General features: G+C 73.9%; 23 protein-coding genes. 9 read left to right on the forward strand and 14 right to left on the reverse strand.

Annotated features, from left to right (window positions below):
* Positions 1 to 60 precede the first annotated feature (60 nt).
* Positions 61 to 2,619, reverse strand: a complete 2,559-nt coding sequence (locus CK505_RS01540) for an MMPL family transporter (protein ID WP_095649979.1) — start codon at positions 2,617 to 2,619, stop codon at positions 61 to 63.
* A gap of 63 nt (positions 2,620 to 2,682) precedes the next feature.
* Positions 2,683 to 3,345, reverse strand: a complete 663-nt coding sequence (locus CK505_RS01545) for a TetR/AcrR family transcriptional regulator (protein WP_017831787.1) — start codon at positions 3,343 to 3,345, stop codon at positions 2,683 to 2,685.
* Between the two features lie 255 nt (positions 3,346 to 3,600).
* Between CK505_RS01545 and CK505_RS01550 the strand changes: the two genes are divergently transcribed.
* From CK505_RS01550 to CK505_RS01560, 3 genes are all read left to right on the forward strand, one after another.
* Complete coding sequence (locus CK505_RS01550) at positions 3,601 to 4,014, forward strand: hypothetical protein (protein WP_095649980.1); 414 nt, start codon at positions 3,601 to 3,603, stop codon at positions 4,012 to 4,014.
* A 121-nt stretch (positions 4,015 to 4,135) separates the two neighbouring features.
* Positions 4,136 to 4,867: a hypothetical protein gene (locus tag CK505_RS01555; protein ID WP_052132761.1), complete on the forward strand. Its 732-nt coding sequence runs from the start codon at positions 4,136 to 4,138 to the stop codon at positions 4,865 to 4,867.
* A gap of 71 nt (positions 4,868 to 4,938) precedes the next feature.
* Positions 4,939 to 6,114, forward strand: a complete 1,176-nt coding sequence (locus tag CK505_RS01560) for a zinc-dependent alcohol dehydrogenase (RefSeq protein WP_017831784.1) — start codon at positions 4,939 to 4,941, stop codon at positions 6,112 to 6,114.
* 90 nt (positions 6,115 to 6,204) lie between these two features.
* On the opposite strand, the gene CK505_RS01565 is transcribed toward CK505_RS01560, so the two are convergent.
* On the reverse strand, positions 6,205 to 7,488 hold the full coding sequence (locus CK505_RS01565; RefSeq protein ID WP_095649981.1) for a saccharopine dehydrogenase NADP-binding domain-containing protein: 1,284 nt from the start codon (positions 7,486 to 7,488) through the stop codon (positions 6,205 to 6,207).
* Positions 7,489 to 7,707: 219 nt separating this feature from the next.
* On the opposite strand from CK505_RS01565, the gene CK505_RS01570 reads away from it, so the two are divergent.
* Complete coding sequence (locus CK505_RS01570) at positions 7,708 to 8,631, forward strand: tryptophan-rich sensory protein (protein ID WP_095649982.1); 924 nt, start codon at positions 7,708 to 7,710, stop codon at positions 8,629 to 8,631.
* A 37-nt stretch (positions 8,632 to 8,668) separates the two neighbouring features.
* On the opposite strand, the gene CK505_RS01575 is transcribed toward CK505_RS01570, so the two are convergent.
* Both CK505_RS01575 and CK505_RS01580 read right to left on the reverse strand, forming a co-directional pair.
* Entirely contained in the window at positions 8,669 to 9,562 is an 894-nt protein-coding gene (locus CK505_RS01575; RefSeq protein WP_095649983.1) for a fructosamine kinase family protein, read from the reverse strand.
* A gap of 102 nt (positions 9,563 to 9,664) precedes the next feature.
* Positions 9,665 to 11,620, reverse strand: coding sequence for a glycoside hydrolase family 15 protein (locus CK505_RS01580; protein ID WP_095649984.1), 1,956 nt, complete (start codon positions 11,618 to 11,620; stop codon positions 9,665 to 9,667).
* 93 nt (positions 11,621 to 11,713) lie between these two features.
* On the opposite strand from CK505_RS01580, the gene CK505_RS01585 reads away from it, so the two are divergent.
* Positions 11,714 to 13,069, forward strand: a complete 1,356-nt coding sequence (locus CK505_RS01585; protein WP_017831779.1) for a glucose-6-phosphate dehydrogenase — start codon at positions 11,714 to 11,716, stop codon at positions 13,067 to 13,069.
* A 76-nt stretch (positions 13,070 to 13,145) separates the two neighbouring features.
* Here CK505_RS01585 and CK505_RS01590 read toward each other — a convergent pair whose 3' ends face one another.
* Positions 13,146 to 14,039, reverse strand: coding sequence for a PIG-L deacetylase family protein (locus tag CK505_RS01590; RefSeq protein WP_237740395.1), 894 nt, complete (start codon positions 14,037 to 14,039; stop codon positions 13,146 to 13,148).
* 342 nt (positions 14,040 to 14,381) lie between these two features.
* Here CK505_RS01590 and CK505_RS01595 point away from each other — a divergent pair, with 342 nt between their 5' ends.
* Complete coding sequence (locus CK505_RS01595) at positions 14,382 to 14,603, forward strand: hypothetical protein (RefSeq protein WP_017831777.1); 222 nt, start codon at positions 14,382 to 14,384, stop codon at positions 14,601 to 14,603.
* 84 nt (positions 14,604 to 14,687) lie between these two features.
* Here the strand turns inward: CK505_RS01595 and CK505_RS01600 are convergent, their stop codons facing one another.
* Positions 14,688 to 16,187, reverse strand: a complete 1,500-nt coding sequence (locus CK505_RS01600; protein ID WP_095649985.1) for an FAD-dependent oxidoreductase — start codon at positions 16,185 to 16,187, stop codon at positions 14,688 to 14,690.
* Positions 16,188 to 16,339: 152 nt separating this feature from the next.
* Between CK505_RS01600 and CK505_RS01605 the strand changes: the two genes are divergently transcribed.
* Positions 16,340 to 17,407, forward strand: coding sequence for a spore photoproduct lyase family protein (locus CK505_RS01605; protein ID WP_242630416.1), 1,068 nt, complete (start codon positions 16,340 to 16,342; stop codon positions 17,405 to 17,407).
* A gap of 15 nt (positions 17,408 to 17,422) precedes the next feature.
* Here the strand turns inward: CK505_RS01605 and CK505_RS01610 are convergent, their stop codons facing one another.
* The 6 genes from CK505_RS01610 to CK505_RS01635 all read right to left on the reverse strand — a co-directional run bounded on the left by CK505_RS01610 (position 17,423) and on the right by CK505_RS01635 (position 22,245).
* Complete coding sequence (locus CK505_RS01610) at positions 17,423 to 17,773, reverse strand: hypothetical protein (RefSeq protein WP_017831774.1); 351 nt, start codon at positions 17,771 to 17,773, stop codon at positions 17,423 to 17,425.
* A gap of 33 nt (positions 17,774 to 17,806) precedes the next feature.
* Positions 17,807 to 18,322: a methylated-DNA--[protein]-cysteine S-methyltransferase gene (locus tag CK505_RS01615; protein ID WP_095649987.1), complete on the reverse strand. Its 516-nt coding sequence runs from the start codon at positions 18,320 to 18,322 to the stop codon at positions 17,807 to 17,809.
* 9 nt (positions 18,323 to 18,331) lie between these two features.
* Positions 18,332 to 19,060, reverse strand: a complete 729-nt coding sequence (locus CK505_RS01620; RefSeq protein ID WP_017831772.1) for a hypothetical protein — start codon at positions 19,058 to 19,060, stop codon at positions 18,332 to 18,334.
* 31 nt (positions 19,061 to 19,091) lie between these two features.
* On the reverse strand, positions 19,092 to 19,343 hold the full coding sequence (locus tag CK505_RS01625) for a DUF3253 domain-containing protein (protein WP_017831771.1): 252 nt from the start codon (positions 19,341 to 19,343) through the stop codon (positions 19,092 to 19,094).
* Positions 19,344 to 19,404: 61 nt separating this feature from the next.
* Complete coding sequence (locus tag CK505_RS01630) at positions 19,405 to 21,039, reverse strand: HNH endonuclease signature motif containing protein (RefSeq protein ID WP_095649988.1); 1,635 nt, start codon at positions 21,037 to 21,039, stop codon at positions 19,405 to 19,407.
* A gap of 105 nt (positions 21,040 to 21,144) precedes the next feature.
* Positions 21,145 to 22,245, reverse strand: a complete 1,101-nt coding sequence (locus tag CK505_RS01635) for an alkene reductase (RefSeq protein WP_035924250.1) — start codon at positions 22,243 to 22,245, stop codon at positions 21,145 to 21,147.
* A gap of 170 nt (positions 22,246 to 22,415) precedes the next feature.
* On the opposite strand from CK505_RS01635, the gene CK505_RS01640 reads away from it, so the two are divergent.
* Positions 22,416 to 22,778, forward strand: a complete 363-nt coding sequence (locus tag CK505_RS01640; RefSeq protein ID WP_095649989.1) for a rhodanese-like domain-containing protein — start codon at positions 22,416 to 22,418, stop codon at positions 22,776 to 22,778.
* A gap of 25 nt (positions 22,779 to 22,803) precedes the next feature.
* Here CK505_RS01640 and CK505_RS01645 read toward each other — a convergent pair whose 3' ends face one another.
* The gene (locus CK505_RS01645) at positions 22,804 to 23,724 is read right to left on the reverse strand and encodes a helix-turn-helix domain-containing protein (RefSeq protein ID WP_095649990.1); all 921 of its coding nucleotides are present in this window, start codon (positions 23,722 to 23,724) and stop codon (positions 22,804 to 22,806) included.
* Positions 23,725 to 23,797: 73 nt separating this feature from the next.
* Here CK505_RS01645 and CK505_RS01650 point away from each other — a divergent pair, with 73 nt between their 5' ends.
* Positions 23,798 to 24,322: a glyoxalase/bleomycin resistance/extradiol dioxygenase family protein gene (locus CK505_RS01650; protein ID WP_017831766.1), complete on the forward strand. Its 525-nt coding sequence runs from the start codon at positions 23,798 to 23,800 to the stop codon at positions 24,320 to 24,322.
* The last annotated feature ends 223 nt before the right edge of the window (positions 24,323 to 24,545 follow it).

A 24,545-nucleotide genomic window follows, 5' to 3' on the forward strand; every position in this document is an offset into this window, starting at 1 on the left:
GCGCGCCCCGTCACCCGCTGCGGGTGACGGGGCGCGCCGTCCTCGCCGGGGACCTCCGCGTCAGTCGCGCCGGCCGGCGCCGACCAGCTCGCGCTCGGCGTCCGGGCCCGGCGCCGCGTCGCCCCAGCCGCTCGGGCCGGCCGCGGCGGCCGGGTCCTCGGGGGCGGGGGTGCGGTCGCGGCGCAGGGAGTCGCCCTCCACGTCCACGTTCGGCAGGATCCGGTCGAGCCAGCGGGGCAGCCACCAGGCCCGGTCGCCGAGCAGGTGCATGACCGCGGGGATCAGCGTCATGCGCACCACGAAGGCGTCGACGAGCACGCCGAAGGCGAGCCCGAAGCCCAGGGGCCGGATCATCGCCATGTGGGAGAACATGAAGCCGGCGAACACCGAGATCATGATGATCGCGGCGGCGGTGACCACGGCCCGGCCGGCCTGGAGCCCCTCCTGCACGGCGGCCCGCGCCGAGCGGCCGTGCACGAACGCCTCCCGCATCCCGGAGACGAGGAACAGCTGGTAGTCCATGGCCAGGCCGAACAGCACGCCCACGAGGATGGTGGGCAGGAAGCTCAGGACCGGGCCCGGCGCGTGCACGCCGAGCAGACCGCCCAGCCAGCCCCACTGGTAGATCGCCACCACCGCGCCGAACGCGGCGAAGAGGGAGAGCATGAACCCGGCGGTCGCCACGACCGGCACGAGGATCGAGCGGAAGACGAGCACCAGCAGCACCAGGGACAGCCCGATCACCACGGTGAGGTACAGCGGCAGCGCGTCGGCCAGCAGCTGGGAGACGTCGATGTTGCCGCCGGTCTGGCCGGTGACGCCGATGCTCACCCCGAGTTCGTCCTCCAGGGCGGGGGACAGGGCGCGCAGGTCGTTGACGAGCCGCTCGGTGGACTCGGCGGCCGGGCCGTCCACGGGCACGACCTGGAACGCGGCGGTCCGGCGGTCCTCCGACAGCCCCGCCGGGACCACCGAGACGACGTCGTCCTCCGCCATGAGCTCCTCGCCCACGGCGAGCTGCAGATCGGCGGCCCCGGACTCGTCCGTGCCCTCCGGCAGGTCGGCGACCACGAGCAGCGGGCCGTTGGCGCCGGCGCCGAACTTCTCGTCGAGGACCTGGTAGGTGCGGTACTGGGTGGAGTCCTCGGGCTCGGAGGAGGCGTCCGGCAGGCCCAGGCGCATCGAGGCCGCGGGGAGCGCGACGACGACGAGCGCGAGCACACCGGCCACGAGGGTCAGCACCGGGTGGCGGGTGGCCACCCCGGGGCGGGGCTCCCCGAGGTGGGCGGGCCGGCGGGCCGCGCGGGTCCGGGCGCGGGCAGGGAGCAGCCGCTCCCCCACCAGGGACAGCAGCGCCGGGGTGAGGGTCACGGCGACCAGCACGGCCACGGCCACGCAGACCGCCGCCGCAGTGCCCATGACGCCCAGGAACGGGATGCCGGTGACGTTGAGCGCGGCCAGGGCGATGATCACGGTCAGCCCGGCGAAGACCACCGCGTTGCCGGAGGTCCCGGTGGCCAGGCCGATGGACTCGTGCAGCTCCGTGCCGGCCAGCAGCTGCTGGCGGTGCCGGTTGAGGATGAACAGCGAGTAGTCGATGCCCACGGCCAGTCCGAGCATGACGCCCAGCATCGGGGTCACCGACATCATGTCCAGCACCCCGGAGAAGGACAGCACGCCGAGGGCGCCGACGGACACGCCGGTGAGTGCCATCAGGATGGGCAGGCCGGCGGCCACGAGGGTGCCGAGCATGACGAGCAGCACGATCCCGGCGATGACCACGCCGATCACCTCGGCGGGGCCGACGAGCTGGGAGATGTCCTGGGCGATCTCCAGGGAGTAGTCGACCTGCACGCCCTCGATCTCCGTGCCGTCCACGGCGGCCTGGAGGGACTCCTTCTCCTCGGCGGTGACCGCCTGCTGCTCGGCGGTGAAGGTCACCACGGCCATCGCGGTGGTCCCGTCCGCGGAGACCGTGCGGGTCTCCTCGGCCAGGGCCATCATCCGCTCGCCGCGGTCGAGCTCGGGCAGGCCGTCCGCGAGCTGCTCCCGGTTGCGCTCGAGCTCCGCGCGGCCGTCGTCGAGGGCCTCCTGGCGCTCGTCGAGCTCGTCGAGGACCTGGTCGGGGGCGTCGGCCCGCTCGGCCTGCTCCCGGGCGGTGTCGAGCTTCTCCTGGTTCTCGTCGAGCGTGTCCTCGGCGGCGTCGAGCTGCGCGCGGCCGTCGGCGGCCTGTTCGCGCCCGTCCGCGAGCTGCTGCTCCTGCGCCTCGCGCTCGTCCTGGGCGGCGAACGGGTCCAGGACGCCGTCGACGCCCGGGGACTCCTCCGCCTCGGTGAGCGCCTTCCCGATCTGCTCGCGCTGGTCCGCGGTGAACGGGTCGCCGTCCTCGGTCTGGAACACGATCCGGCCGGTGCCGTGGCCGGCGTCGGGCAGCTCGCTCTGCAGGCGGTCGGCCAGCCGCTGGGTCTCGGTGCCGGGAACGGTGATCGCGTTGGTCAGCTGCCCGCCGAAGGCGGCGAAGGCGCCGCCGGCGAGGAGCAGGACCACCGCCCAGGCCGCGACCACGGCCCAGGCGCGGCGGGCGGCGAAGCGCCCGAGTCGGTACAGCAGATGTGCCATGTCTCTTCTCTGTCGGTCGTGTTCCGTGGGTCGTGCTCTGGGGGTCGTGCTCTGTCGGTCGGGTCAGTCGGCGAAGCCGTGGCGCAGGCGCTCCACGGCGGTGCGCAGCAGCCGGCGCCAGGTCTCGCGGCTGTCCGGGGTGTCCACCGCGCCGGTCTCCTCGGCCCACCGCTCGAAGGACACGGCCAGGGCGTGGAGCAGCAGGCTTGCGAGCAGGTCCACGGTGAAGGAGGGTGCGCCGGGGACCCGGTCGGTGATCTCCGCGGCCAGCCGGGCGGTGAGGGTCTGGAACACCTCGTGCGCCCACATCGCGGTGATGGGGCTGTCCCCGCTCGCGCCCATCAGGTGGGCGATGTGGCACATGGCGGGGACGAGCTCGGTCCGCTCGATGACGTCGGCCAGCTGCTCGAGGACGGCGCCGGGGCTGGGGTTCGCGGGCGGCGGGGTGGCCTCCACGACGCGCGCGAAGTTGTCGACGAACACGCCGAGCAGCTCGCTGAAGCGCGCGTAGACGGCGTCGTCCGCGGAGGCGAAGTGGTTGAAGATGGTGCGCCGCGAGACCCCGGCCCGATCGGCGAGGTCGTTGACGGTGAAGCGCCCCAGTCCGCGCTCCGCGGCCAGGGCCGCGGCGGCGTCGATGATGGCGCGGCGGTTGTGGTACTTCACGGCCTCCCGCCGGTCCTCCGGGGGGTGGTGCCGGGCGGGCTCGGCGGGCAGGTTCGTCACGAGTGCTGACACTAGGTGCAACCATGCACTCCGTGCAACATTGCACTGTGTGCAACGTGCCACACCGGACGCGGACCCCCCGGAACGCCGACCGCGGGAAATGGAGGGGGTGAAGGATCACGGCGGGGTCACGATCCGCGGCGAGAACCCTGCGGGAGGGCCCTCGGGGGTGGCCGCACGGTGATCCTCCCGCGTACGGTCGTCCCCGTCCTGCCGTAACGGCACCGAGCACAGCACGACGACGAGGAGACCACCATGCACCGCTTCCCCCGGACCGCAGCCTCCGCGGCGGCCGCGCTCCTCCTGGCCGGCACCGCCGCCGGCTGCGCCGAGGAGACCGAGCTGACCCGCGCCGACCAGTCGGGCGTGCCCACCGAGGAGCTCGTGGGCGAGGCCATGACGCTCACCGGCGAGGTGCAGGAGGTCCTGGCCCACCAGGTGATCGCCATCGGCGCGGAGGACACGCTCGTGCTCGCAGACCAGCTGCCCGAGGGGCTGTCCGTGGGCGACGAGGTCGAGGCCACCGGCACGGTGGAGGAGCGGGACGTCTTCACGGTCGACGACTACGAGGCCCTGCAGGCGGTCGCCGACGAGGAGACGGCGCAGCTCTACGTCGACCGCGGCGAGGAGCCCATCCTCGTCGACGCGACCGTGACGCCAACGGACTGACCCTCCGCACCCTCCCTCGGACGGACGGACGGACGGGCCTGCGCCCGCGCCCGGGGCGGGGTCCGCGCGCCCGTGCCCTACCGTGGGCCAGGAGCAGACCGGCGCGACCGAGAGGACAGCAGTGGCGAGGAACGACGGCACCCGGCACGAGCACCGGCGGCCGGTCGACGAGGCCGAGCAGCTGGGTCTCGCGGAGGGGCTCGCGCGCCGGCTCGACCGGCCGATGGGCGTGCTGGGCGTGCTGTTCCTGTTCGTGGTGCTCGGGCAGCTGCTCGCCGAGGACCCCGGGCTCGTAGCACTCCTCAATGTGGTCGGCTGGCTCTTCTGGGCCGTGTTCGTCGGCGAGTTCCTGCTCCGGGCCTACGTCGCCGGGTTCTCCGCCCGGTTCTGGAAGCGCAACTGGTGGCAGGTGCTGTTCCTGCTGCTGCCCTTCCTGCGCTTCGTCCGTGCGCTGCAGGCCGCCCGGCTGCTCCGGCTCACCCGGCTGACGCGGGCGGGGAGCGTGCTCTCGGCCGGGGTGCGCGGCTCCCGCTCGGCGGGGAAGCTGCTGTCCAGCAGGATCGGCTGGCTCGCGGCGGTCACCGGCGTCGTCGTGCTGGTCTCGAGCCAGCTGCTGTACGTCCTCGGCCACTACGCGGGATACGGCCCGGCGCTGTCCGACGCGGCGATGTCCACCGTCACGGGCCGGGAGCTCGGGGCGCAGGGAGGCTTCCCCCGCGTGCTGGAGGTGGTGCTGGCGCTCTACTCGGTGGCCGTCTTCGCGACCCTGGCCGGCTCGGTGGGGGCGTACTTCCTCCGGGGCGAGACCGCGGCCGAGGCCCCGCACTATGCGGGTCCGGACACCGCCGAGTAGACTGGGGCGGACCGAACAGATCAGCATGCTGTCCTTCCGCACCGGAGGGGCCGTTCTGAGAAGGAGGATCGATGAAGGCTCTGACATGGCAGGGAAAGCGCTCGGTGAGCGTCGAGGAGGTCCCGGATCCGCGGATCCAGGAGCCCACGGACGCGATCGTGCGGATCACGTCGAGCGGGATCTGCGGGTCCGACCTGCACCTGTACGAGGTGCTGGGCCCGTTCATGGACAAGGGCGACATCATCGGCCACGAGCCGATGGGCATCGTCGAGGAGGTCGGCCCGGCCGTCACCCACATCAAGGCCGGGGACCGCGTGGTCATCCCGTTCAACGTCTCCTGCGGGCACTGCTTCATGTGCAACCAGGGGCTGCAGTCGCAGTGCGAGACCACCCAGGTCCGGGAGTACAACAGCGGCGCGGCGTTCCTCGGCTACTCGCGGCTCTACGGCTCCGTGCCGGGCGGGCAGGCCGAGTACCTGCGGGTGCCGCACGCCGACTACGGGCCCATCAAGGTCCCCGAGACCGGTGAGGACGAGCGCTACCTCTACCTGTCCGACGTGGTCCCCACCGCATGGCAGGCCGTGAAGTACGCCGCTCCCCCGGAGGGCGGCTCCCTGGCCGTGCTGGGGCTGGGCCCGATCGGCCAGATGTCCGCCCGGATCGGCCGGCACCTGGGCTACCGGGTGCTCGCGGTGGACCCGGTCGCCGAGCGCCGGGCCATGGCCGAGCGCCACGGCATCGAGACGCTGGACTCCGCGGGCGACGTGGCGGAGCGGCTCAAGGACCTCACGGACGGCCGCGGCCCGGACTCCGTGGTGGACGCGGTCGGGATGGAGGCGCACGGCTCCCACGTGGCCGGCGCGGCCCACAAGGCCGTGGGGCTGCTGCCGTCCCCGCTGGGCCGCAAGGCGATGGAGACGGCAGGGGTGGACAAGCTCACCGCGCTCTACACCGCCATCGACGCCGTCCGGCGCGGCGGCACGATCTCGCTCAGCGGCGTGTACGGCGGCATGAAGGACCCCATGCCGATGCTCACGCTGTTCGACAAGCAGGTCCAGCTGCGCATGGGCCAGTGCAACGTGAAGTCCTGGATCGACGAGCTCCTGCCGCTCGTGGACGACCCCTCGGACCCGCTGGGCGTCCTCGACCTGGCGACCCACCAGGTGCCGCTGTCGCAGGCGCCGGAGATGTACGAGAAGTTCCAGAAGAAGGAGGACGGCTGCATCAAGGTGGTGCTCAAGCCGTAGTCCCGCCCGCAGCGGTCGTGCCGCCGGCCCCCGTCCCTCGTGGGGGACGGGGGCCGGCGCGCGCCGTCCACGGTGTCCGGTCCACGGCGCTCAGCCGACCGTGATGCGCACCCGGGCCGGGAGCAGGGCGTCGAGGTCGCCGTCCAGGGCCAGGGCGGGCGTGCTCGAGCCGAGGGCGGCGGCCGGGACGCCGCGCACCGCCATGCGCAGGGCGAGCTCCGTGGTCAGCCACGGGGTGGTGCCGTAGCCGGGGTTGCCCTGCGCCTCCAGCACGGCGGGGAAGCCGCCTCCCTCGTGGGTGGTGAACACCCCGCGGGTGGTCCAGGACCAGCCGGTGAGCACGTCGCCCGCCGGGCCCGTCCCGGCCTGGGGCAGGACTCCCGCCAGGACGTCGGCGAGCCTCGCCCGCACCGGGTGCGGCAGGGCGGCGGCGAGGCCGGCGAGCGCCTGGAACACCGCCACCGCCACGGCGGCGGCGAAGCGCCCGGCCCCGCGGAGCCCGCCCGCGCGGCCGACGTCCATGGCCTCGCGGAAGGCCAGGGGGTGCGCGGCGGCCCCCGGGACGGGGCTGAGGGCCTGGGTGCGGTGCACCACCGGGGGATTGATCGCCGCGAGCGGGCTCATGGCCGCGAGCACCCGGCCGCGGGCGGTCCGGGCGCGCAGGCGGAGCGGGCTGGTCGCGCGGACGGCGTCGGGGTCCGCGGCGGTCCCGCTGCCCGGCGCGGGGTCCGGGAGACGGGCGGCGACGTCCCCGGTGCGGGCGGGGTCCGGGTCCCGCAGCACCTCGACGAGGCTCTGCACGGTCCCGCCCGAGACCGACTCCGAGAACCCGGTCCCCGGCGGCGTGCGCACGGAGGTGACGAGGTCCGCGGAGCGCAGCGTCTCGCCGCGCGCCGCGGCGTGCCGGCGGGCGGCGTCGACGAGGACGTCGGCGGGCAGGGCCTCGAAGCCCGCCGTGTGCACGATCGCGACCCCCGCGGCCCGCGCGGCCTCGTGCAGGTCCCGGTCGGTGCGGTGGGCGAGCTGCGACTCGCCCGTCAGGTCCAGGTAGTGGGTGCCCTCCGCGACGCACGCGGCGAGCACCGGGGGCGCCAGCCGCGTGTAGGGCCCCGCGAGGTTCACCAGCACGTCGACCCGCCGGACGAACGCGCGCAGCGAGCCGGGCTCCGCGACGTCGGCGTGCAGGACCTCGGAGACGGGGAGCTCCCGTGCGGCGCACAGCGCTCGCACGCGCTCGGGGTCCCGGGCGCCGACGACGACGTCCACCCCCGCCTCGGGCGCCCGCGCCAGGAGATGGGCCAGTGCCACGCGCCCGGTGATACCGGTGGCGCCGAGAAGGCCCACGACGGGCCGGGACGTCTGCTCGGGTTCCATCCGGCCACTCTAGGGGAACGGCCCGGGCGCCGGCCGGGAACGGATGCCCCAGCCGGCGCCCCGTCCCTGGTGGCAGTCAGGTCCAGGGCCTACCGTGGCGGTCGAGGACCTGCGCACTCCGACCCGCACGTTCCACCCCGCGCACTCCGACCCGCGCACTCCGACCCGGGAGTCCCGACCCGCGACCCCCGGTCCGTGCCACCCGAGAAAGGCCCCGCCGTGACCGCCTCCCCCGTCAGCACCGGCCGCACCGACCTCCGGCCGACCCGCGCGGACCGCGTCCGCCAGGTCCTGGTCACCGTCAGCGAGATCGCGTGCCTGCTGGGCACGCTCGTCGGCATCGGCGTCTTCGGCACCCGGGTCGAGGAGTCGTCCGGCGGCAGCCTCTCCGCGGACGCCACCCTGCTCGCCCCCGCCGGCACGGCGTTCTCGATCTGGTCGGTCATCTACCTGGGGCTGTTCGCCTACACCGTCTGGCAGTGGCTGCCCTCGCGGACGACGGACCCCCGGGCCCGCGCCACCGGCCGGCTCGCGGCGGCGTCCATGCTCCTCAACGCCGGCTGGCTGCTGGTCACCCAGCAGGGCTGGATCTGGGCCAGCGTCGGGGTCATCGTCGCCCTGGTCCTCGTCCTGGGCCTGCTGGTGGTGCGCCTGACCGAGGTCCCCGGCCGGCGCGGCCCGCTCGACCTGATCGTGGTCGACGGCACCTTCGGGCTGTACCTGGGCTGGGTGTCCGTCGCGACGGCGGCCAACGTGGCGGCCGCCCTCGTGTCCTCGGGCGTGTCGCAGGAGGGCCGGGGCGCCGAGTGGATCGGCGTCGTCGTCGTGCTCGTGCTCGCGGCAGTGGTCGCCGCCATCCAGCGGCGGGTCGGCGGGCGCTGGGCCGTGGCCGCCGCCTCCGCGTGGGGGCTGTCCTGGATCGCGGTCGGCCGGGCCACGGACGAGCCGCGGTCCGTGCTCCTGGCCTGGGGCGCGGCCGCGGCGGCGGTCCTGGTGGTGCTGGCCACGGCGTACCTCCGCCGCCGTGCCGGTGCCGGCACCGGCGCACAGCATGCCGACCAGCACGAGGCGGAGCGGCGCCGGGCCGAGCGGCGCCGGGCCGGCCGGGCCGTGGACAACCGGGCGGTGGGCGAGCAGCGCTGAGGACCCTGCTCCCGCCGCCGCTTCCCGGCGCGGCCGGTCAGCCGCGCAGCTGCCGGAGCGCCCGCACGGCCGCGTCCCCGTAGCCGCCGCCGAACCGGACGGCGTGCACCAGCAGCGGCGGCAGCTGGTACCACGGCACCCGCTCCTGCCAGCCGGGCGCGAGCGGGTGCTCGGCGTCGTAGGCGGCCAGGCACTCCTCGCCGAAGCCGCCGAACAGCAGCATCATCGCGATGTCGACCTCGCGGTGGCCCCAGTGCGCCGACGGGTCGATCAGCCAGTTCCGGCCCCGGACGTCCACGAGCCGGTTCCCGGCCCACAGGTCGCCGTGCACCAGGGTGGGGGGCTCCGGCGGCCCCGCGAGCTCCTCGGCCCGCGGGGCGAGCTCCTCGAGCAGGTCCGCGGCGTGCGGGGCGATCCGGCCGGCCCCGAGCGCGTCCCGCAGGAGCGGGCGGATCCGCCGGTCGAGCAGGAACGCCGCCCAGTCCTGGGTCGGGGACAGGTCCACCGCGAAGGACCCGATCCGCCCGGGCAGCTCCGGGTCGAGCCCGCCGAAGGCCTTCCCCCGCACCCGGTGCAGCGCCGCGAGCCCGCGCCCGCACTCCACCTCGGTCCCGGACGGGCGCCAGCCCGGGGCCTCGTCGATCCACTCGAGGACGATGCCGTCGTCCGTCCACCGCACGACCTCCGGCACCCCGAGGAGCTCCGGCACGTGCTCCCGCAGGGCGTGCAGTCCCGCGACCTCCGCCGCCATCATCCCGGCGGGCGGGTCCGCCATGGTCTTCGCGAACAGGGGCCCCCGCGCCGTCTCCAGGCGGAAGGCCGCCGCGGTGTCGCCGCCGCCCAGCGGAGTGGCCCGTTCCACCCCGAGGCCGTCGAGGAGCTCGTCGGTGAGGTCGTGCGGCAGATCGGCCGCCCGGTCGAAGGTGCTCATGCTGTCCGTCCTGGTCGATGCGTCCTGCTCCGTGCCCGTGCTCCGCGGGGAGACCCTGCCGGCGTCATGCCGGCGTCCGGCCGGTGCCTCGCCGCGTCCCGCCTACGTCTGGAGCCGATCCGTGAGGTCCACGCCGGCCCGTGCCCGCACCACGGCGTCGACGGCGCGGATGAACCCGAGGTGGCTGAACGCCTGGGGGAAGTTCCCGGCGAGCCGCCCGCTGACGGGGTCGAACTCCTCGGCGTAGAGGCCGAGATCGTTGGCGTAGCCCGCGAGCTGCTCCAGGAGCTCACCGGCGTCGTCCACCCGGCCGCTGCGCGCGTACTGCTCCACGAGCCAGAACGTGCAGATGAGGAAGGGGTACTCGTCGCCCTCCAGACCGTCCAGGCCGGAGGCGGTCCGGTAGCGGTGCACCAGCCCGTGCGCCCCCCGCAGGTCCCGCTCGATCCGGGCCACGGTGCCGAGCATCCGCGGGTCGTCGTAGGCCACGAAGCCCGTGTGCGGCAGCTGCAGCAGCGAGGCGTCCACCTCGGTGTTGTCGTAGGTCTGCGTGAACGTGTTCAGCTCCGTGTCGAAGCCGTGCTCCAGGATCTCGGCGCACAGCCGGTCCCGCAGCTCACGCCACCGCTCCACCGGCCCGGAGAACCCGTGCTCCTCGACGGCGCGCACGCCCTGGTCGAAGGCTGCCCACATCATGGCGCGCCCGTGCACGAAGAACGCGGCGGACCCGCGCATCTCCCAGATCCCGTGGCCGGCCCGGTCGAAGTTGCGCTCGCAGAAGCGCAGCAGGTTCTTCTGCAGCCCCCAGGACCACCGGTCCTCCTCCACGCCGGCGTCCCGGAGGGCGGCGAGCGCGAGCATGACCTCCCCGACGACGTCCGACTGGAACTGGCCCACGGCGCCGTTGCCGATCCGCACCGGAGCCGATCCCTCGTACCCGCCGAGGTGGCCCAGCTCGCTCTCGGGCAGCCGGCGCTCCCCCGCCAGGCCGTACATGATCTGGATCTGGTCGGGATCCCCGGCCACGGCCCGCAGCAGCCAGTTGCGCCAGAGCAGCGCGCCGTCGGTGAAGTCGTGGGCGACGAGCACCTCGATGGTCAGTGCCGCGTCCCGGAGCCACGTGTAGCGGTAGTCCCAGTTGCGGCTGCCCCCGAACTCCTCGGGCAGGGAGGTGGTGGGGGCCGCGACGATCCCGCCGGTCCCGCGGTGGGTGAGGGCCCGCAGCACGAGCAGCGAGCGCAGGACGGCCTGCTCGTGGCGCTTGTGGGTGCCCACGTGGGAGGACCACTCGGTCCAGAAGGACACCGCGCGGTCGAGGGCGTCGGCGGGGTCCACGGGGGTGGGCAGCCCGTGGTGGGACTCGTGCCAGGTCAGCACCCAGTCGAGGGACTCCCCGGCCGAGAGCCCGAAGCGCCCGCCGAGCCGGTCGGCCACGGCGCCCTCGTCCTCGTCGAGGTCCCCGGGCTGCTCCGGGGCGGCGGCTGGGGCCGCGTCCGGGGCGGCGTCCTCGAGCGGCTCGACGCGGGGGAAGTCCTCGGGGTGCAGCATCGGCCCGGTCAGGAGCAGGGCGTCGGGGCCGGCGATGGAGAGCTGCCCGCAGGTGCCGTTGCCGTCGATGTCGACCCGCCGCGTCCAGGGCACGGCGCGCCCGTAGTCGAAGCGGATCCTCAGGTCGTGCTCCACCTCGACCGTCCCCGAGACGCACTCGACCCGCCGCACGAGGTCGGCGTGGTCGGGGTGGTCGTCGCCGGCGGCCGCCGGGGGCAGGAAGTCGGTCACCACGACGGTCCCGGTGGGGGTGCGCCACGTCGTCTCCAGCACGAAGGTGCGGGGCAGGTAGCGGCGCGACGTGACCACGCCGTCGACGGCGGAGAGCTTCCAGCGTCCGTCCTCGGGCGTGCCCAGCAGGGCCGCGAAGACCGACGGGGAGTCGAAGCGGGGGAAGCACAGCCAGTCGACGCTGCCGTCCCGGGACACGAGCGGCCCCGTGTGCAGGTCGGACAGGAGCGCGTAGTCCTCCAGAGGGGTGGACCGGGGCCGGTTCGCGTCGTCGTTCATCCGCCCATTCAACCAGCCGCGGCCGGGCGTCCGGTCGGCGCAGGCCAGGGGCACGCGAGGCGTCCGCCTGGGACCCCGGGGTACCGTGCTGGCATGACAAGCATCAGGACCCTGATCATCTTCGGCGCCACCGGCGACCTCACGTCCCGCCTGCTCCTGCCGGGCCTGGGCACGCTCCTGAGCTCGGCCCCGGAGCTGCGCATCGACGTGGTCGGCTCCTCGCGGGAACCCGCGGAGGACTGGGCACAGGTCGTGGCCGAGGCCTTCGACTCCGTCGGCGCGAGCGGGCCCGCCGCCGCGCACACCCGGGAGACCGCCCGCTACGTGGCGGGCGACGTCACCGACGCCGGGGACCTCGAGCGGCTGCTCGACGACGTCGAGGGCCCCGTCTGCCTGTACTTCGCCCTGCCTCCCGCGGTGACCGCGCAGGCGTGCGAGGTCATGGCCGGGCTGGACCTGCCGGAGGACCTGGTGCTGGCCCTCGAGAAGCCGATCGGCTCCGACACGCGGACCGCGCGGGAGCTGAACCGGCTCGTGGGCCGGCTCGTCCCCGAGGAGCGGACCTTCCGGGTGGACCACTTCCTGGGCATGCCGGCGGTGCTCAACTTCGTGGGGCTGCGCTTCGCCAACCGGCTGCTGGAGCCGCTCATGAGCCGGGAGCACGTGGAGTCCGTGGAGATCGTCTTCGACGAGACCCTGGGCCTGGAGGGCCGCGCGGGCTTCTACGAGGCCACGGGGGCGCTGCGGGACATGATCCAGTCCCACCTGCTGCAGGTCATGGCCCTCGTCATGATGGAACCGCCCTCCTCCTTCGACCAGGTGGAGATCCCCACGCTGACCAGCCACGTGCTGCGGGCCACGAAGCTCTGGCAGGGCGACGCGGCGGGCGCCGCGACCCGGGGCCGCTACACCGCCGGCAGCGTGGACGGCCGTGAGCTGCCCGACTATGCGGCCGAGGACGGCGTGGACCCGGAGCGCGGGACGGAGACGTTCGCGCAGGTGGTCCTCGAGGTCGACACGTGGCGCTGGAACGGCGTGCCCGTCACCCTGCGCTCGGGCAAGGCGATCGGCAACCCCCGTCAGGAGATCGCCATCACGTTCCGCCGCCCGCCGCACGACTACGAGCAGCTGCCCCGCTCCGGGGACGTCGCGCCGGACGTCCTGCGCATGGGCCTCGAGGAGGAGCAGCTGACCCTGGAGCTGAACGTGGGCGGGCCCTTCGACTCCCGGGGCATGACCCGGGTGACGCTTTCGTCCGGGATGGCCCGGCCGGGCCTGACGGCCTACGGCAGCGTGCTGCGGGGCGTCCTCGAGGGCGACCACACCTTCGGCGTCCGCGGGGACGCGGCGGAGCAGGGGTGGCGCATCGTCGACGAGGTGCTGGCCGCCTTCGAGGACGGCCGGGTCCCGCTGCTCGAGTACCCGGCCGGCAGCTCCGGCCCCGTCTGAGTGGCGGCGCCGGCCGGACCGTGGCCGGGGCGTCCGCGGGAACGCCCCGGCCGCCCGGCCTCTGGCACCCCGGGGACTAGAGGTCGCCGATCGCGGAGCCGAGCAGGCGGACCGGCTCGAAGGCCTCCGCGTTGGTGTTCTTGGCCTGCGCCCCGCGGAAGGCGGCCATCCCGCGCACCCGCCCGGGGGTCATGTAGGGCTTGCCGGCCTGGTCCCGGTGGGAGAGCACGGCCTCGACCTTGACGTCGACGTAGCCGTCGATGTCCACGAACACGGACGGGTCGAAGTCACGGGTCACCGACGGGGACTCGAAGCACAGGATCGAGTGGTGGGCCCGGGCGGCGCGCAGGGTGGCCTGGTGCACCGCGTAGTGGTCCTGGTGCTGGTCGTGGGCCGAGTGGGTGAAGATCACGTCCGGCTCGAACTCCCGGATCGCGGCCTCGATGGCCCGGACCATGTCGTTGGTGACCGTCTCCAGCTTCGTGTCCGGGAACTCGTGCACCCGCAGACCCGTCAGCCCCAGGAACGAGGCGCCGCGCTGGGCCTCGGCCGGTCGCAGCCCGGCGTTGCCGCCGACCTCGCCGGAGCTCATCACCAGGCCGCGGACCTCGTGGCCGGTGTCGACCAGCTTGGCCAGGGTCGCCCCGCAGGCGAGCTCGAGGTCGTCCGGGTGCGCCCCCACGGCCAGCACCTTCCGGCGCTCGACCACGGTGGTGGCGGGGATCCGCCGCTCGGCGATGACGAAGCCGAAGACCCCGGTGGCGACCAGGGTGGCCACCGCGATCGCGTCGCAGACCAGGGTCACGGGCATGATCGTGGCGCACCACAGGTTGAGCACCAGCAGCACCGCGTACACGGCGACGATGGCCTGGCGCAGCGACCTGGCCCCGGCGATGAACCGCTTGTGCCGCGTGTAGGCGGCGTTCGACAGGACGTAGACGAGGACGACGGTGCTCAGCAGAGCACCCACGACGGATGGCAGCATTTTTCCCCCCAGGAATGATCGGCCCGGCCCGGAAGCTCCTTCGCTCCGGGTCGATGACGCCACCGGCCCCCCGACCGGTTCGACGTCCACCCCGCCGCGGTGGTCACCACCGGGTCGGGTATGGATCAGTTTGCATGAGGAAACAGTTTTTTGCATCCGTTAATGGCCGTTCGGACGACCCCACATCCGCCCACATCGGCCGGCGACGCACCTGGCCAACTTTATAGTCAGCCTGCTTTCGTATTGCTCCGTTTCGTGTGAGACTGGGCGGACACCGCTCGAGGAGTTCACCGTTCACGGTGACCACCACAGGAAAGAGGTACGTCCATGATCAGCACGATCCAGAACCTTGGTGTCCGCAGCGAGCACGCCTACGCGGCGGGCTTCGCCTCCATCGGCCTGTCCGTCCTCTCCTGGGCGGCCAGCCTCGGCAAGAGCAAGTCCAAGCCCCAGGCCGACCGCTGGGGCCTGTTCGTGGGCGAGTGGACGCCGACCTTCTTCGCGATCGGCGTCGCGCTGAAGCTCGAGGAGACCTCCTCCAAGAAGTAGGTCCCCGGGACAGCGCGTCCCCGGACGCCGCGGCGGCCCCCACCCTTCTGCGGGTGGGGGCCGCCGCCGTGTCCGGGACCGGGCTCAGCGCCCGGCCCGAGGCAGGTCCTTCACGGCAGGGCCCTCGAGCAGGGAGCCGTCGGCGGCGAAGCGGGAGCCGTGCAGGGGGCAGTCCCACGAGCGCTCGGCGTCGTTCCAGCGCAGCACGCCGCCGAGGTGCGTGCAGACGCCGGAGACCTTGCAGGTGGTGCCGTCGACGGTGGACACGCCCACGGGGCGGCCGTGCTCGCGTCCGACGACACCCTGCCCCTCCGCGGGCGTCCCGGCCGGCAGCTCCTTGAGCTCGGCCCTGAGCCAGTCCTTGGGCGCGTTGAGGCCCACCCCCGCGTTGACGCGCAGGGCGGTGAGGATGTCCGACGGCGAGGTCATGCGCCGGCCCAGCGTCTCGGCCCACGGCACGCTGCCGCCGAGGATCTCGGCGTTCAGCGCGATCGCGGCGGCGACGGCGTTGCTCATCCCCCACTTGTTGTAGCCGGTGGCGAGATAGATGTTGCCGCCGCCGCGGGGCAGGGTGCCGATGAAGGGGATGAGGTTGACCGACTCGTAGTCCTGGGCCGCCCACACGTGCGTGCGCTCGGCCCCCGGGAACCAGCGCTGCGTCCAGGACTCGAGGTCGTCCACGGCCGCCTGCGGGGAGGCGGACCGTCCCACCACGTGGTCGTTGCCGCCCACCAGGAGCAGCTCCTCCCCGCCGACCGGCACGGTGCGCAGCGTGCGGGTGGGGCTGTCCGCGGTGATGTACATGCCCTCCGGGACGGACCCCGGCGCCCCGGGGACCCGGTAGGTCAGGGCGTAGGAGCGGTTCGGGGAGAGCTTCGCGAAGTACCCGCCGCGGTCCAGGACCGGGGTGCCCGTGGCGAGCACGAGCCGGTCGGCCCGCACCGGGCCGTGCGAGGTCTGCACCGAGAGGGGTGAGCGGACACCGGCCCCGGTGATCCGGACCCCCTCCACGAGCGTGCCGCCGTGCTCCTTCAGCTCGGCGACGAGGGCGCCGAGCACCTCCATCGGGTGGAACTGGACCTGGTCCGGCATCGTGATGGCCCCGGAGACCTTGTAGGGGAGGCCGGTGTCCCGGGTCCAGTTCATGTGCAGCCCGGCGATGCGGGCGGCCTCGAGCTCCTTGCGCAGCGCGGAGGCGCCCTTCGAGGTCGTGGCGTAGGTGTAGGCGTCGCGGCGCTGGAACGGGACCCCGCGCTCCTCGAGGAACCGGACCAGCCAGTCCATCCCCTCGCGGTTCCCGTCCGCGTAGGCACGCAGCACCTCGTCCGACTGGTGCCGGTGGATCTGGGAGAGCGTGGTGCCCTGCAGCAGGGACAGCTTCGCCGTGGTGTTGCCCGTGGTGACGGCCCCGACGGAACGCGCCTCGAGCACGGCGACCCGCTGGCCCGCACGCGCCAGCAGCACCGCGGTGGTCAGCCCGGTCAGCCCGGCACCTGCGACCACCGTGTCGTAGTGCGCGCCGGGGACGAACCGGTCCGTCGCGGTGGACGGCACCTCGTACGTGTCGAGCCATACGGATCTCATGGAGGAACTCCCTCGTGGTCGCTGCTGCCGGAGTGGTCGTTGCGGTCGCACTTTGGTGCCATCCTGTCGGCCATCAGGTGTGAAGTCCACTGTCCATTCCCGGGGAGGACTCCGCGAGCCCGCTGTCGGTGGCGGTTCCTAGACTCGTCCGCATGCCCCCGGAACCGTCCATGGTCGACATCACCCGCATCTACTACGAACCGGCCGCCGCCGAGCTGCCCCGGGGGCGGCAGGTCCTCGAACGGTGGCCGGACGCCACCCTGGTGGAGGTCCCGAGCCACTGGCAGATCCCGGAGCTGCACGGGGACGAGACCAACGCGCGGCGGTGGGTGCGGATCAAGCGCGAGGCCCTGGTGCTGGGGGTCAAGAAGTCGCTGGCGGCGCGGCCCAACGGCCGGTCGGCGGACTTCATCGCGCCGTCCACGGCCAACGGGTGCGCCATGGCGTGCGCCTACTGCTACGTCCCGCGCCGGAAGGGCTACAGCAACCCGGTGACGGTCTTCGCCAACATCGAGCAGATCACCGGCTACCTGGACCGGCACATCGGCCGGCAGGGCACCAAGCCGGAGCCCAACCAGTGCGACCCGGAGGCGTGGGTCTACGACCTCGGGGAGAACAGCGACTGCTCGGTGGACGCCCTGCTCAGCGACAACGTGCAGGACCTCGTGGACCTGTTCCGCCGCCACCCCACCGCCAAGGCGTCCTTCGCCACGAAGTACGTCAACCGGGAGCTGCTGGACTGGGACCCGCAGGGACGGACCCGGGTCCGGTTCTCGCTGATGCCGGCGCACCTGGCCAAGCTCACGGACATCCGGACCACGCCGGTGCCGGAGCGGATCGCCGCCATCGACGACTTCGTGGCGGCCGGCTACGAGGTGCACGTGAACTTCTCGCCGGTGATCGTCACGGATACGTGGCTGGAGGACTGGGCCGAGCTCTTCGAGCAGCTCGACGACGGTCTCAGCGCGGCGGCCAAGGACCAGCTGGCCTCGGAGGTCATCTTCCTGACCCACAACGCCCAGCTCCACGAGGTCAACACGCAGTGGCACCCCAAGGCCGAGGAGGTGCTGTGGCGCCCGGACCTCCAGGAGACCAAGCGCTCCCAGAACGGGGCCCTCAACGTGCGGTACCGGTTCCGGGACAAGCAGCGGTACCTGGAGCAGTTCCTGGACCTGCTCCACGAGAAGCTGCCGTACTGCGACGTCCGCTACGCGTTCTGAGCCGGAGCCCGCGGGTCACGCCACCCGGGGGTCGTAGCCGTCCGACGGCCGGGAGACGGTGGTCAGGAGGAACACCGAGTCCTCCAGCGCCTCCACCGAGTGGCGGGAGTCGGTGAGGGACAGCAGCTCCCCGGCAGTGAGCTCCTCGGCGAGCTGACCGCGCTTGAGCACCCGGACCCGGCCGCGCAGCAGCTGGAGGGTGGCGGCGGGCGGGGAGACGTGCTCGGCGAGCTCCTTGCCGGCGCACAGCGCCATCATCGTCTGCCGCAGCACGCCGTCGTGGACCACGAGCTCCGCGCTGCGCCCGGCGCCGGAGGCACGCGCCTTGGTGAGATTGGCGGTGGCGAGGTCGTCGAGGCGGGTCATGGGTCCTCCTGGTGGCGCGTCAGCGGTGCGGGTTCAGAGCAGCGCGCCCTCGAGGCGCAGCAGGTACTCCTTGCGTTCCATGCCGCCGGCGTAGCCGGTGAGCCGCCCGCCGGCGCCGATGATCCGGTGGCACGGGACCAGCAGGCTGACGGGGTTGCGGCCGTTGGCGGCCCCGACCGCCTGGGCGGCCCGGGGTGCCCCGACGGCGCGGGCCACCTGCCCGTAGGTGCCGGTCGTGCCGTACGGGATCTGCGCGAGGGCGTTCCACACGCGCACCTGGAACGGCGTCCCGTGGAGGACGACGTCGGCGTCGAACTCCTGCAGCCGTCCCGCGAAGTACTCGCCGAGCTGCTCGCGGACGTGCGGGAGGAGGCTGTCGTCGCGCGCCCCGAAGGAGGTGGGGACCGGTCCCTGGCGTGCACCCTCGACGGAGAGGGCCACGAGCGCCCCCGCCTCCTCCACGAGAGCCAGCGGGCCGATGGGCGACTCCACCACGGCGTGACGCCGGACGGTCGCGGTGGTGGGCGCCGGGCTCAGTCTCAGTGCCATGGGCCGATTCTACGCCCGGCCCAGCGGCCTCCGCGGGGCGCGGGCCAGGGTGTAGGACGGTTCCCGCAGCCGGTAGGTCCACCCGTAGTTCTCGGCGCCCGTGGGGACGTTGAGCAGGGGGTCGAACCGTTCGTCGTCCCCGAACGGCGCGCCGGGACCGAGCTCGACCGTCCCGAAGCGCTGCCACGGCCCGAGCGGTGTGGCCCAGTACAGTCCGAGGACCCAGGGCTCGGCGGCGACCGACGCCCGGAAGAGGTCGGGGCGAGCCGGCAGGCGCTCTGTGCGCGGCTCGGGGTGGGCGGCGACCAGCACCGGGCCGCCGAGAGCCCGGTAGGGCATGAAGGAGGCGAATGCGCTGTCCGGCACGTGCCGGTGGAAGGTCGGGACGAAGCGGGAGAACCGCCCCTCGCCGGCGGTCGCGAGGAGGATGTCGGCCCGGCCGTCGCTGCGGCCCTCCATCTGCCCGGAGGGCGGGACGGGGCAGCGCAGGGCGAGGCCCAGGATGTCCGGCCACCCCTGTGGGAAGCCGATCGAGCGGGAGAAACGGGCCCGCACGGGATCCTCCCCGGCTTCGTCGATCCAGTGAATGCCACTGGTACCGCCGCCCGTACGGATCAGGACGCCCTCGAGCCCGACGCCCTCCGAGTGGATGGGCCGCTGGGGCCGGAACTGCTTGAGCAGGACGAACGGCGCCCGGGCGGCGGACCCGAGGAGGGCGCTGATGGGTGGGAACGTCATGACCCCCACGCTACCCGGGCGCGCGCCCTGCTCAGCGGAGTCGGACGCGGATCGGCCCGCGGGCTGTCCGGCCGTCGACCACGCGGCCCTGCTGGGTGATGTCCACGAGCCCGGCGTCGGCCATCCGGTACGCCTCCTGACGCACGTCCTCCATCAGGTCCCGCCAGCCCTCGGCGGCCAGAGCGCGGGCGGCCTCGGAAGGACACACGGTCTTCCCGGACCCGCGGCGGCGGACCAGGTCGAGCAGCACCGAGCGCACCTCGCTGGGCGACGGGGTGGTCACGGGCAGCTCCTCCGTCTCGCCGAGGTCTAGGGTCCAGGGGCCGGGCCCCGCCTCCAGGATGTCAGAACGGCGGCGGGTCGTCGGCCGGACCAGGCCGAGGAGCGGCGCGCGGGGCACAGGGCGGAGCGGGGACCGCGAGGAAGTACGGTGCGCGCTCCGGGACCGGATGGTGGTGCTCCTGCGGATAGGTCCGGTGGACCTGCCCTGCAGGCGAGGTCCACTCCAGCACCCCGTGGTCGTGCAGTTCAGGGGCCGGGCACTCGGGGGCCACGTGCTCCACCCGCCACCGGCCCAGCGGACCGTCCCGGTGCTTGAGCAGGTGGTGGTGCCGGCACAGGTGTGCGAGGTTGTCCGCCGAGGTCCGGCCGCCGTCCGCCCAGGCGACGGTGTGGTCGAGGTCGCACCGCGACGCCCGGCGTCGACAGCCCGGGAAGCGGCACGTGCCGTCCCTGGCTCGCAGCCGGTGCTTGAGATCGGCGGGCACGGCATAGGTGCTGCGGTCCCGGTCCAGGACGGTCCCCGTGACGGGATGGGTGAGGATCCGTGACCAGGAGGGCGCGCGTGCCGCGATCCGCTCCGCGAGACCGACCGGGATGGGCCCGTAGCCCTCCAGCTCCGCACAGCGGGGAGTGCGCGGCAGGCCCTCGATGGAACCGGGGGGCAGCGTCCCGGCGTTCTCGAGGAGCGCGAGAGCGGGCACGGTGACCGTGATGTGCCCGCGGATGCCGCGAAGACGGTCGGGCAGGTCGGCGGGCTCGCCGTCGAGCAGGAGGTCCACCAGCACGTCGGCGCGCAGCTGGGGCACCGTGCGGCGCTCCGGAGCCCCGACGGTGGGATCCGACGGTCCGCTGTCCGGGGCGCCCGCGGCGGACGACGGGGGCAATGCCGTGGCCAGGACCTGCGCGGGGAGGACCTCGGGCGGGACCGCGGTGACCGCCCGGTCGACCAGCGTGTCGAGGCGGTCCTGGATGGCGTACGCGGTGGCCGCGTCCAGGAGGGCGCACAGCTGCGCCATGCCGTCCTCCCGGGGTTCGACCCACACGCGCCGGTCCCGCAGCGCCAGCCGGTGGCGCTGCTCCTCGGTCTCCCGCAGCAGACCTGCGCGGCGTCGGCGGGCGAGGGCGCGCAGCTGGGCTACGGTGCTGCCAGGGGCCCGGAGGAGCAGCTCGTCGACGATCCGCTGGACGGCCTGGACCGGCGCCCGCTGCTCCGGCGGGAGACCGGCGGCGTCCCACACCAGCTCGCGCCACAGCTCGACGAGCACTCCTGCCTGCCGGAAGCCCACCTGGCCCTGCTCGAGCGCCTCGAGGACCTCGGGCAGGGACTCCGCGAGCAGCACGGCGTCCTCGACACGGCGCAGCGCGGTGCCCGCAGGGAGCCGGAGGGCCGGACCGACCTCATCGGCCACGTCCCGCACCGTCTGCTCAGCGGGCTCGAGGGAGTGCGGGCCCAGCCGGTCCGCCTCGGGGCGCATCCAGAGCGCCTCCACCATCCAGCGCTGCTCCCGGGCCTCCTCCTGCAGCTGCCAGAGCCGGTGGAGCAGCCGGTACTGGCGCCCCGCGGCCCGGGCCTCCGCGCGGGACTCCTCGACCAGGGCCCGCACGCCGGCGGAGAACTCCTCGCCGATCTCGGCCAGGTCCGTCTCCTCCCGGAGGGCGTCCTCCAGGCTTCGCGGCGGAACGGCGGTGGCGGCCATGGTTTATGGTCCCAGCCGGTTCCGACACCCTAAGACGTGACCCGGACCACCGTCGAGGGTCCCCGCGTCCCGCCCGGCAGGGCCGAGCGGGACGCGGGGAGTGGCTCAGGCCTGCGCGAACGGGTAGTCCGTGTAGCCCTCGGCGCTCTGCGTGTAGAAGGTCCGCGGGTCCGGCACGTTCTCCGGCAGACCCTCCGCCCAGCGCCGCGCCAGGTCCGGGTTCGCGATCGCCGGGCGCCCGACGACGACGCCGTCCGCCACCCCCTCCTCGATCAGCTGCACGCTCTCCTCCCGGGTGGTCGGGACGTCGCTGAAGCCGCTGTTGGCCAGGAAGGCGCCGCCGAAGCGGGTGCGCAGCCCCTGGACGAACTCCCCCGCCGGCTCCTTGTGCAGCACGGAGAGGTAGGCGAGGCCGAGGTCCCCGATGCCGTCGACGAGGGCGGCGTACGTGGCCCGGACGTCCTCGTGGTCCGTCTCCCAGGCGTCCTGGATGTTGTGCTCGGGCGAGATCCGCAGACCGACCTTCTCCGCACCGACGGCCTCGGCCACGGCCCGGACCAGCTCGACCACGAAGCGGGCGCGGTTCTCGGGGGAGCCGCCGTACTCGTCGGTGCGCTGGTTGGCGCCCGGCGCGAGGAACTCGTGCAGCAGGTAGCCGTTCGCGCCGTGAATCTCCACACCGTCCAGGCCCGCCTCGATCGCGTTGCGAGAGGCCCGGACGAAGGACTCCACCACGCCCGGCAGCTCCTCGGCGGTCAGCGCGTGCGGCACGGGGTAGTCGGCCTTGCCCTGGTAGGTGTGCGTCTTCCCCTCGATCGCGAGAGCACTCGGGGCCACCGGCTGGGAGCCGCCGTTGATGTCCGGGTGCGTGACGCGCCCGGCGTGCATGACCTGCATGAACAGGCGGCCGTCGGCGGCGTGCACGCTCTCGGCCACCCGGCGCCAGCCCTCGACCTGCTCGGGCGTCTCGATGCCGGGCTGGTAGGCGAAGCCCTGCCCTACCACGTCCGGGTACGTTCCCTCGGTGACGATGAGGCCCATCGAGGCGCGCTGGGTGTAGTGCTCCACGTTGAGCTCGCCGGGGACGCCGTCCCGGCCGGAGCGCATCCGGGTGAGCGGCGCCATGACCAGGCGGTTCGGCAGCTCGAGGGAGCCGAGGGTGACGGGGGTGGTCAGGGTGGAGTGCGGCACGGGGAGGCCTTTCATCAGGGAACTGGTTCTTTCCGTGTCAACAGGAGATTCCCCGGAGTTATTTGCACTCCGGCTGTCTCGTTCCTCACAGCTGGTGGGAAGTATACCCCCTGGGGTATAATAGGCCTACGTGTCCCGCCCGGTGCGGCACGAACCTCTCGACCACCGCGAAGGAGAACTGAGCCATGGGCTTTCTCGGCCGACTCTTCGGCAGCACCTACGAGACCGTGGACGTGGCACGCGCCCGGGAGCTCCTGGACGGCGGGGCCGTGCTCGTCGACGTCCGCACCGCCCAGGAGTACCGCGCGGGTCATGCCCCGGCCGCCCGGCACATCCCGCTGGACGCCCTCGGCACCCGGCAGCGCGAGCTGTCCAAGGACCGGCCGGTCGTGACGGTCTGCCGATCCGGCGCCCGCTCGGCGAACGCCGCCCGCCGGCTGTCCACGGCCGGCTACCAGGCGGCCAGCCTCCGCGGTGGCATGACGGCCTGGCAGCGCGCCGGCGAGCGCGTGGTGGCGAAGAACGGCCGCCCCGGCACGGTCGCCTGACCCACGCCCCGGGTCCCCGGACTCCTCATCCGACCTCCCGGCCGGACCGGGCGCGGCCGTAGCCGCGCGGAGTGGCACCCAGCACCGACCGGAACTCCCGGGTGAGGTGGGACTGGTCCGCGAAGCCCAGCTCCGCGGCGAGCGCCCCGAGGTCCGCGGCCGGGTCCGCGCGCATCCGCTCGGCCGCCTCCTGGAGCCGACGACGACGGAGCAGCAGCTGGGGCGGCATCCCCACGAACCGGGCCGCGAGCCGCTGCAGCGAGCGCTCGGACACGTGCAGCTGCCGGGTCAGGTCGGCCGGGCTCCGCGCGACGGTCCCCGCCTCGAGAAGGTCGACCATGCGATTGGCCAGGGCGCCGTCCCGCGCCGCGGACGGGGGCACCCCCGCCGCCAGCGTCCGGACGTGGTCCGCGAGCAGGGACGCCGCCCGCAGATGCCGGCCGGCCGGATCAACACCAGCGACAGCCCCCGCGGCGGCAGCGCGCAGCCCGGGGACGCTGACGGACTCCGTTCCGCCGGGCGGATCCGCCGGACGCGCCCGCCGCTCGGCCGAGCCGACCCCCGCCATGGCCTCCGCGACGGCGGAGCGCAGCCCAGGCGCGCTGACGGGCGCGGACCCGTCGAGCAGGTCCGCCGGGTGCTCCGTGAACAGCAGGACCCCCGCCGGGCGCAGCAGCGCGCCGACCGCCCAGCCCCGGCCCGTGAGCACCCGGGTGGACGCACGGCTCGTGGGCCCGTGCAGCGCCACCCCGTCCGGTTCGACCACCACGTTGCTCGCCGGATAGCCCAGCACCAGCTGCTCGGCCCGCTCCCCCGCCGGCAGGTCCCACTCGGGGATCCACAGCTGCCGGACGAGGTGGGCGACGTCGTCGGGCGCGGGCAGGCGCACGACCGTGGCGTGCGGTCCCGGGGTGAGGTGGCCCCGCGTGGTGGGCGGCTCGCTCATGGCACGAGCGTAACCACCCGAGGGTGGCGGAAATCTTCAAGACCGGCCGGCACCGGCTGCCTAGGCTCGGGGCATGAGCACAGAGCAGAACCTCCGTGGGGTCACCGGAGCACACACCACCGACGGGACGCCCCGGGGGTTCACGTCCCTGACCCCGTTCATCGCGGTGGTCGACGCGGCCGCGGCGCTCGACTTCTACACCCGCACCTTCGGGGCCGCCCTCGTCGACCGCACCGACATGCCCGGGCCGGACGGGACCCCCGTCGTCGTGCACGCGACCATCGACCTCGGCGACGGACGGCTCCAGCTGGGTGAGGTGAACCCCGACTTCCACCTCGTGGCCCCGCCCGCGGGCGACGACGACTGCTATTCGCTGGGCCTCTACGTCCCGGACGTCGACGACGTGGTGGCGCGCGCCGTCGCCGCCGGCGCCACCGTGCGCGAACCCGTCAGCACGTTCGTCTCGGGCGACCGCTACGGCAGCATCCGCGACCCGTTCGGCGTCCGCTGGTCGGTCATGACCCGGGTCGAGGACCTCTCCGAGGAGCAGAGCAGCGCACGGGTCGCCGAGTGGGCGGAGTCCATGGGGCAGGAATGAGGCGTCGCGGAGGGTCCGGGCCCCGCGCGCGAACTCCTCGGACGCGCACGGGGTCCGGCCTCCGGGACGGGTCCCGGTCGCGGCTCTCCAACCCTCGACCGGGACCGTCAGCTTCTCCCTGTGTCCCGGGGATGCCCCCTCGCACCAATCAGCCAACCACCTCCTGCTGAACACGAGCTGAAGCAGGCTTCCTGGGCGGTGGCTCGGTGGTGCCGGTGCCGCC

The sequence above is a fragment of the Kocuria sp. WN036 genome (assembly GCF_002287015.1).
GTDB classification, from domain to species: domain Bacteria; phylum Actinomycetota; class Actinomycetes; order Actinomycetales; family Micrococcaceae; genus Kocuria; species Kocuria rosea.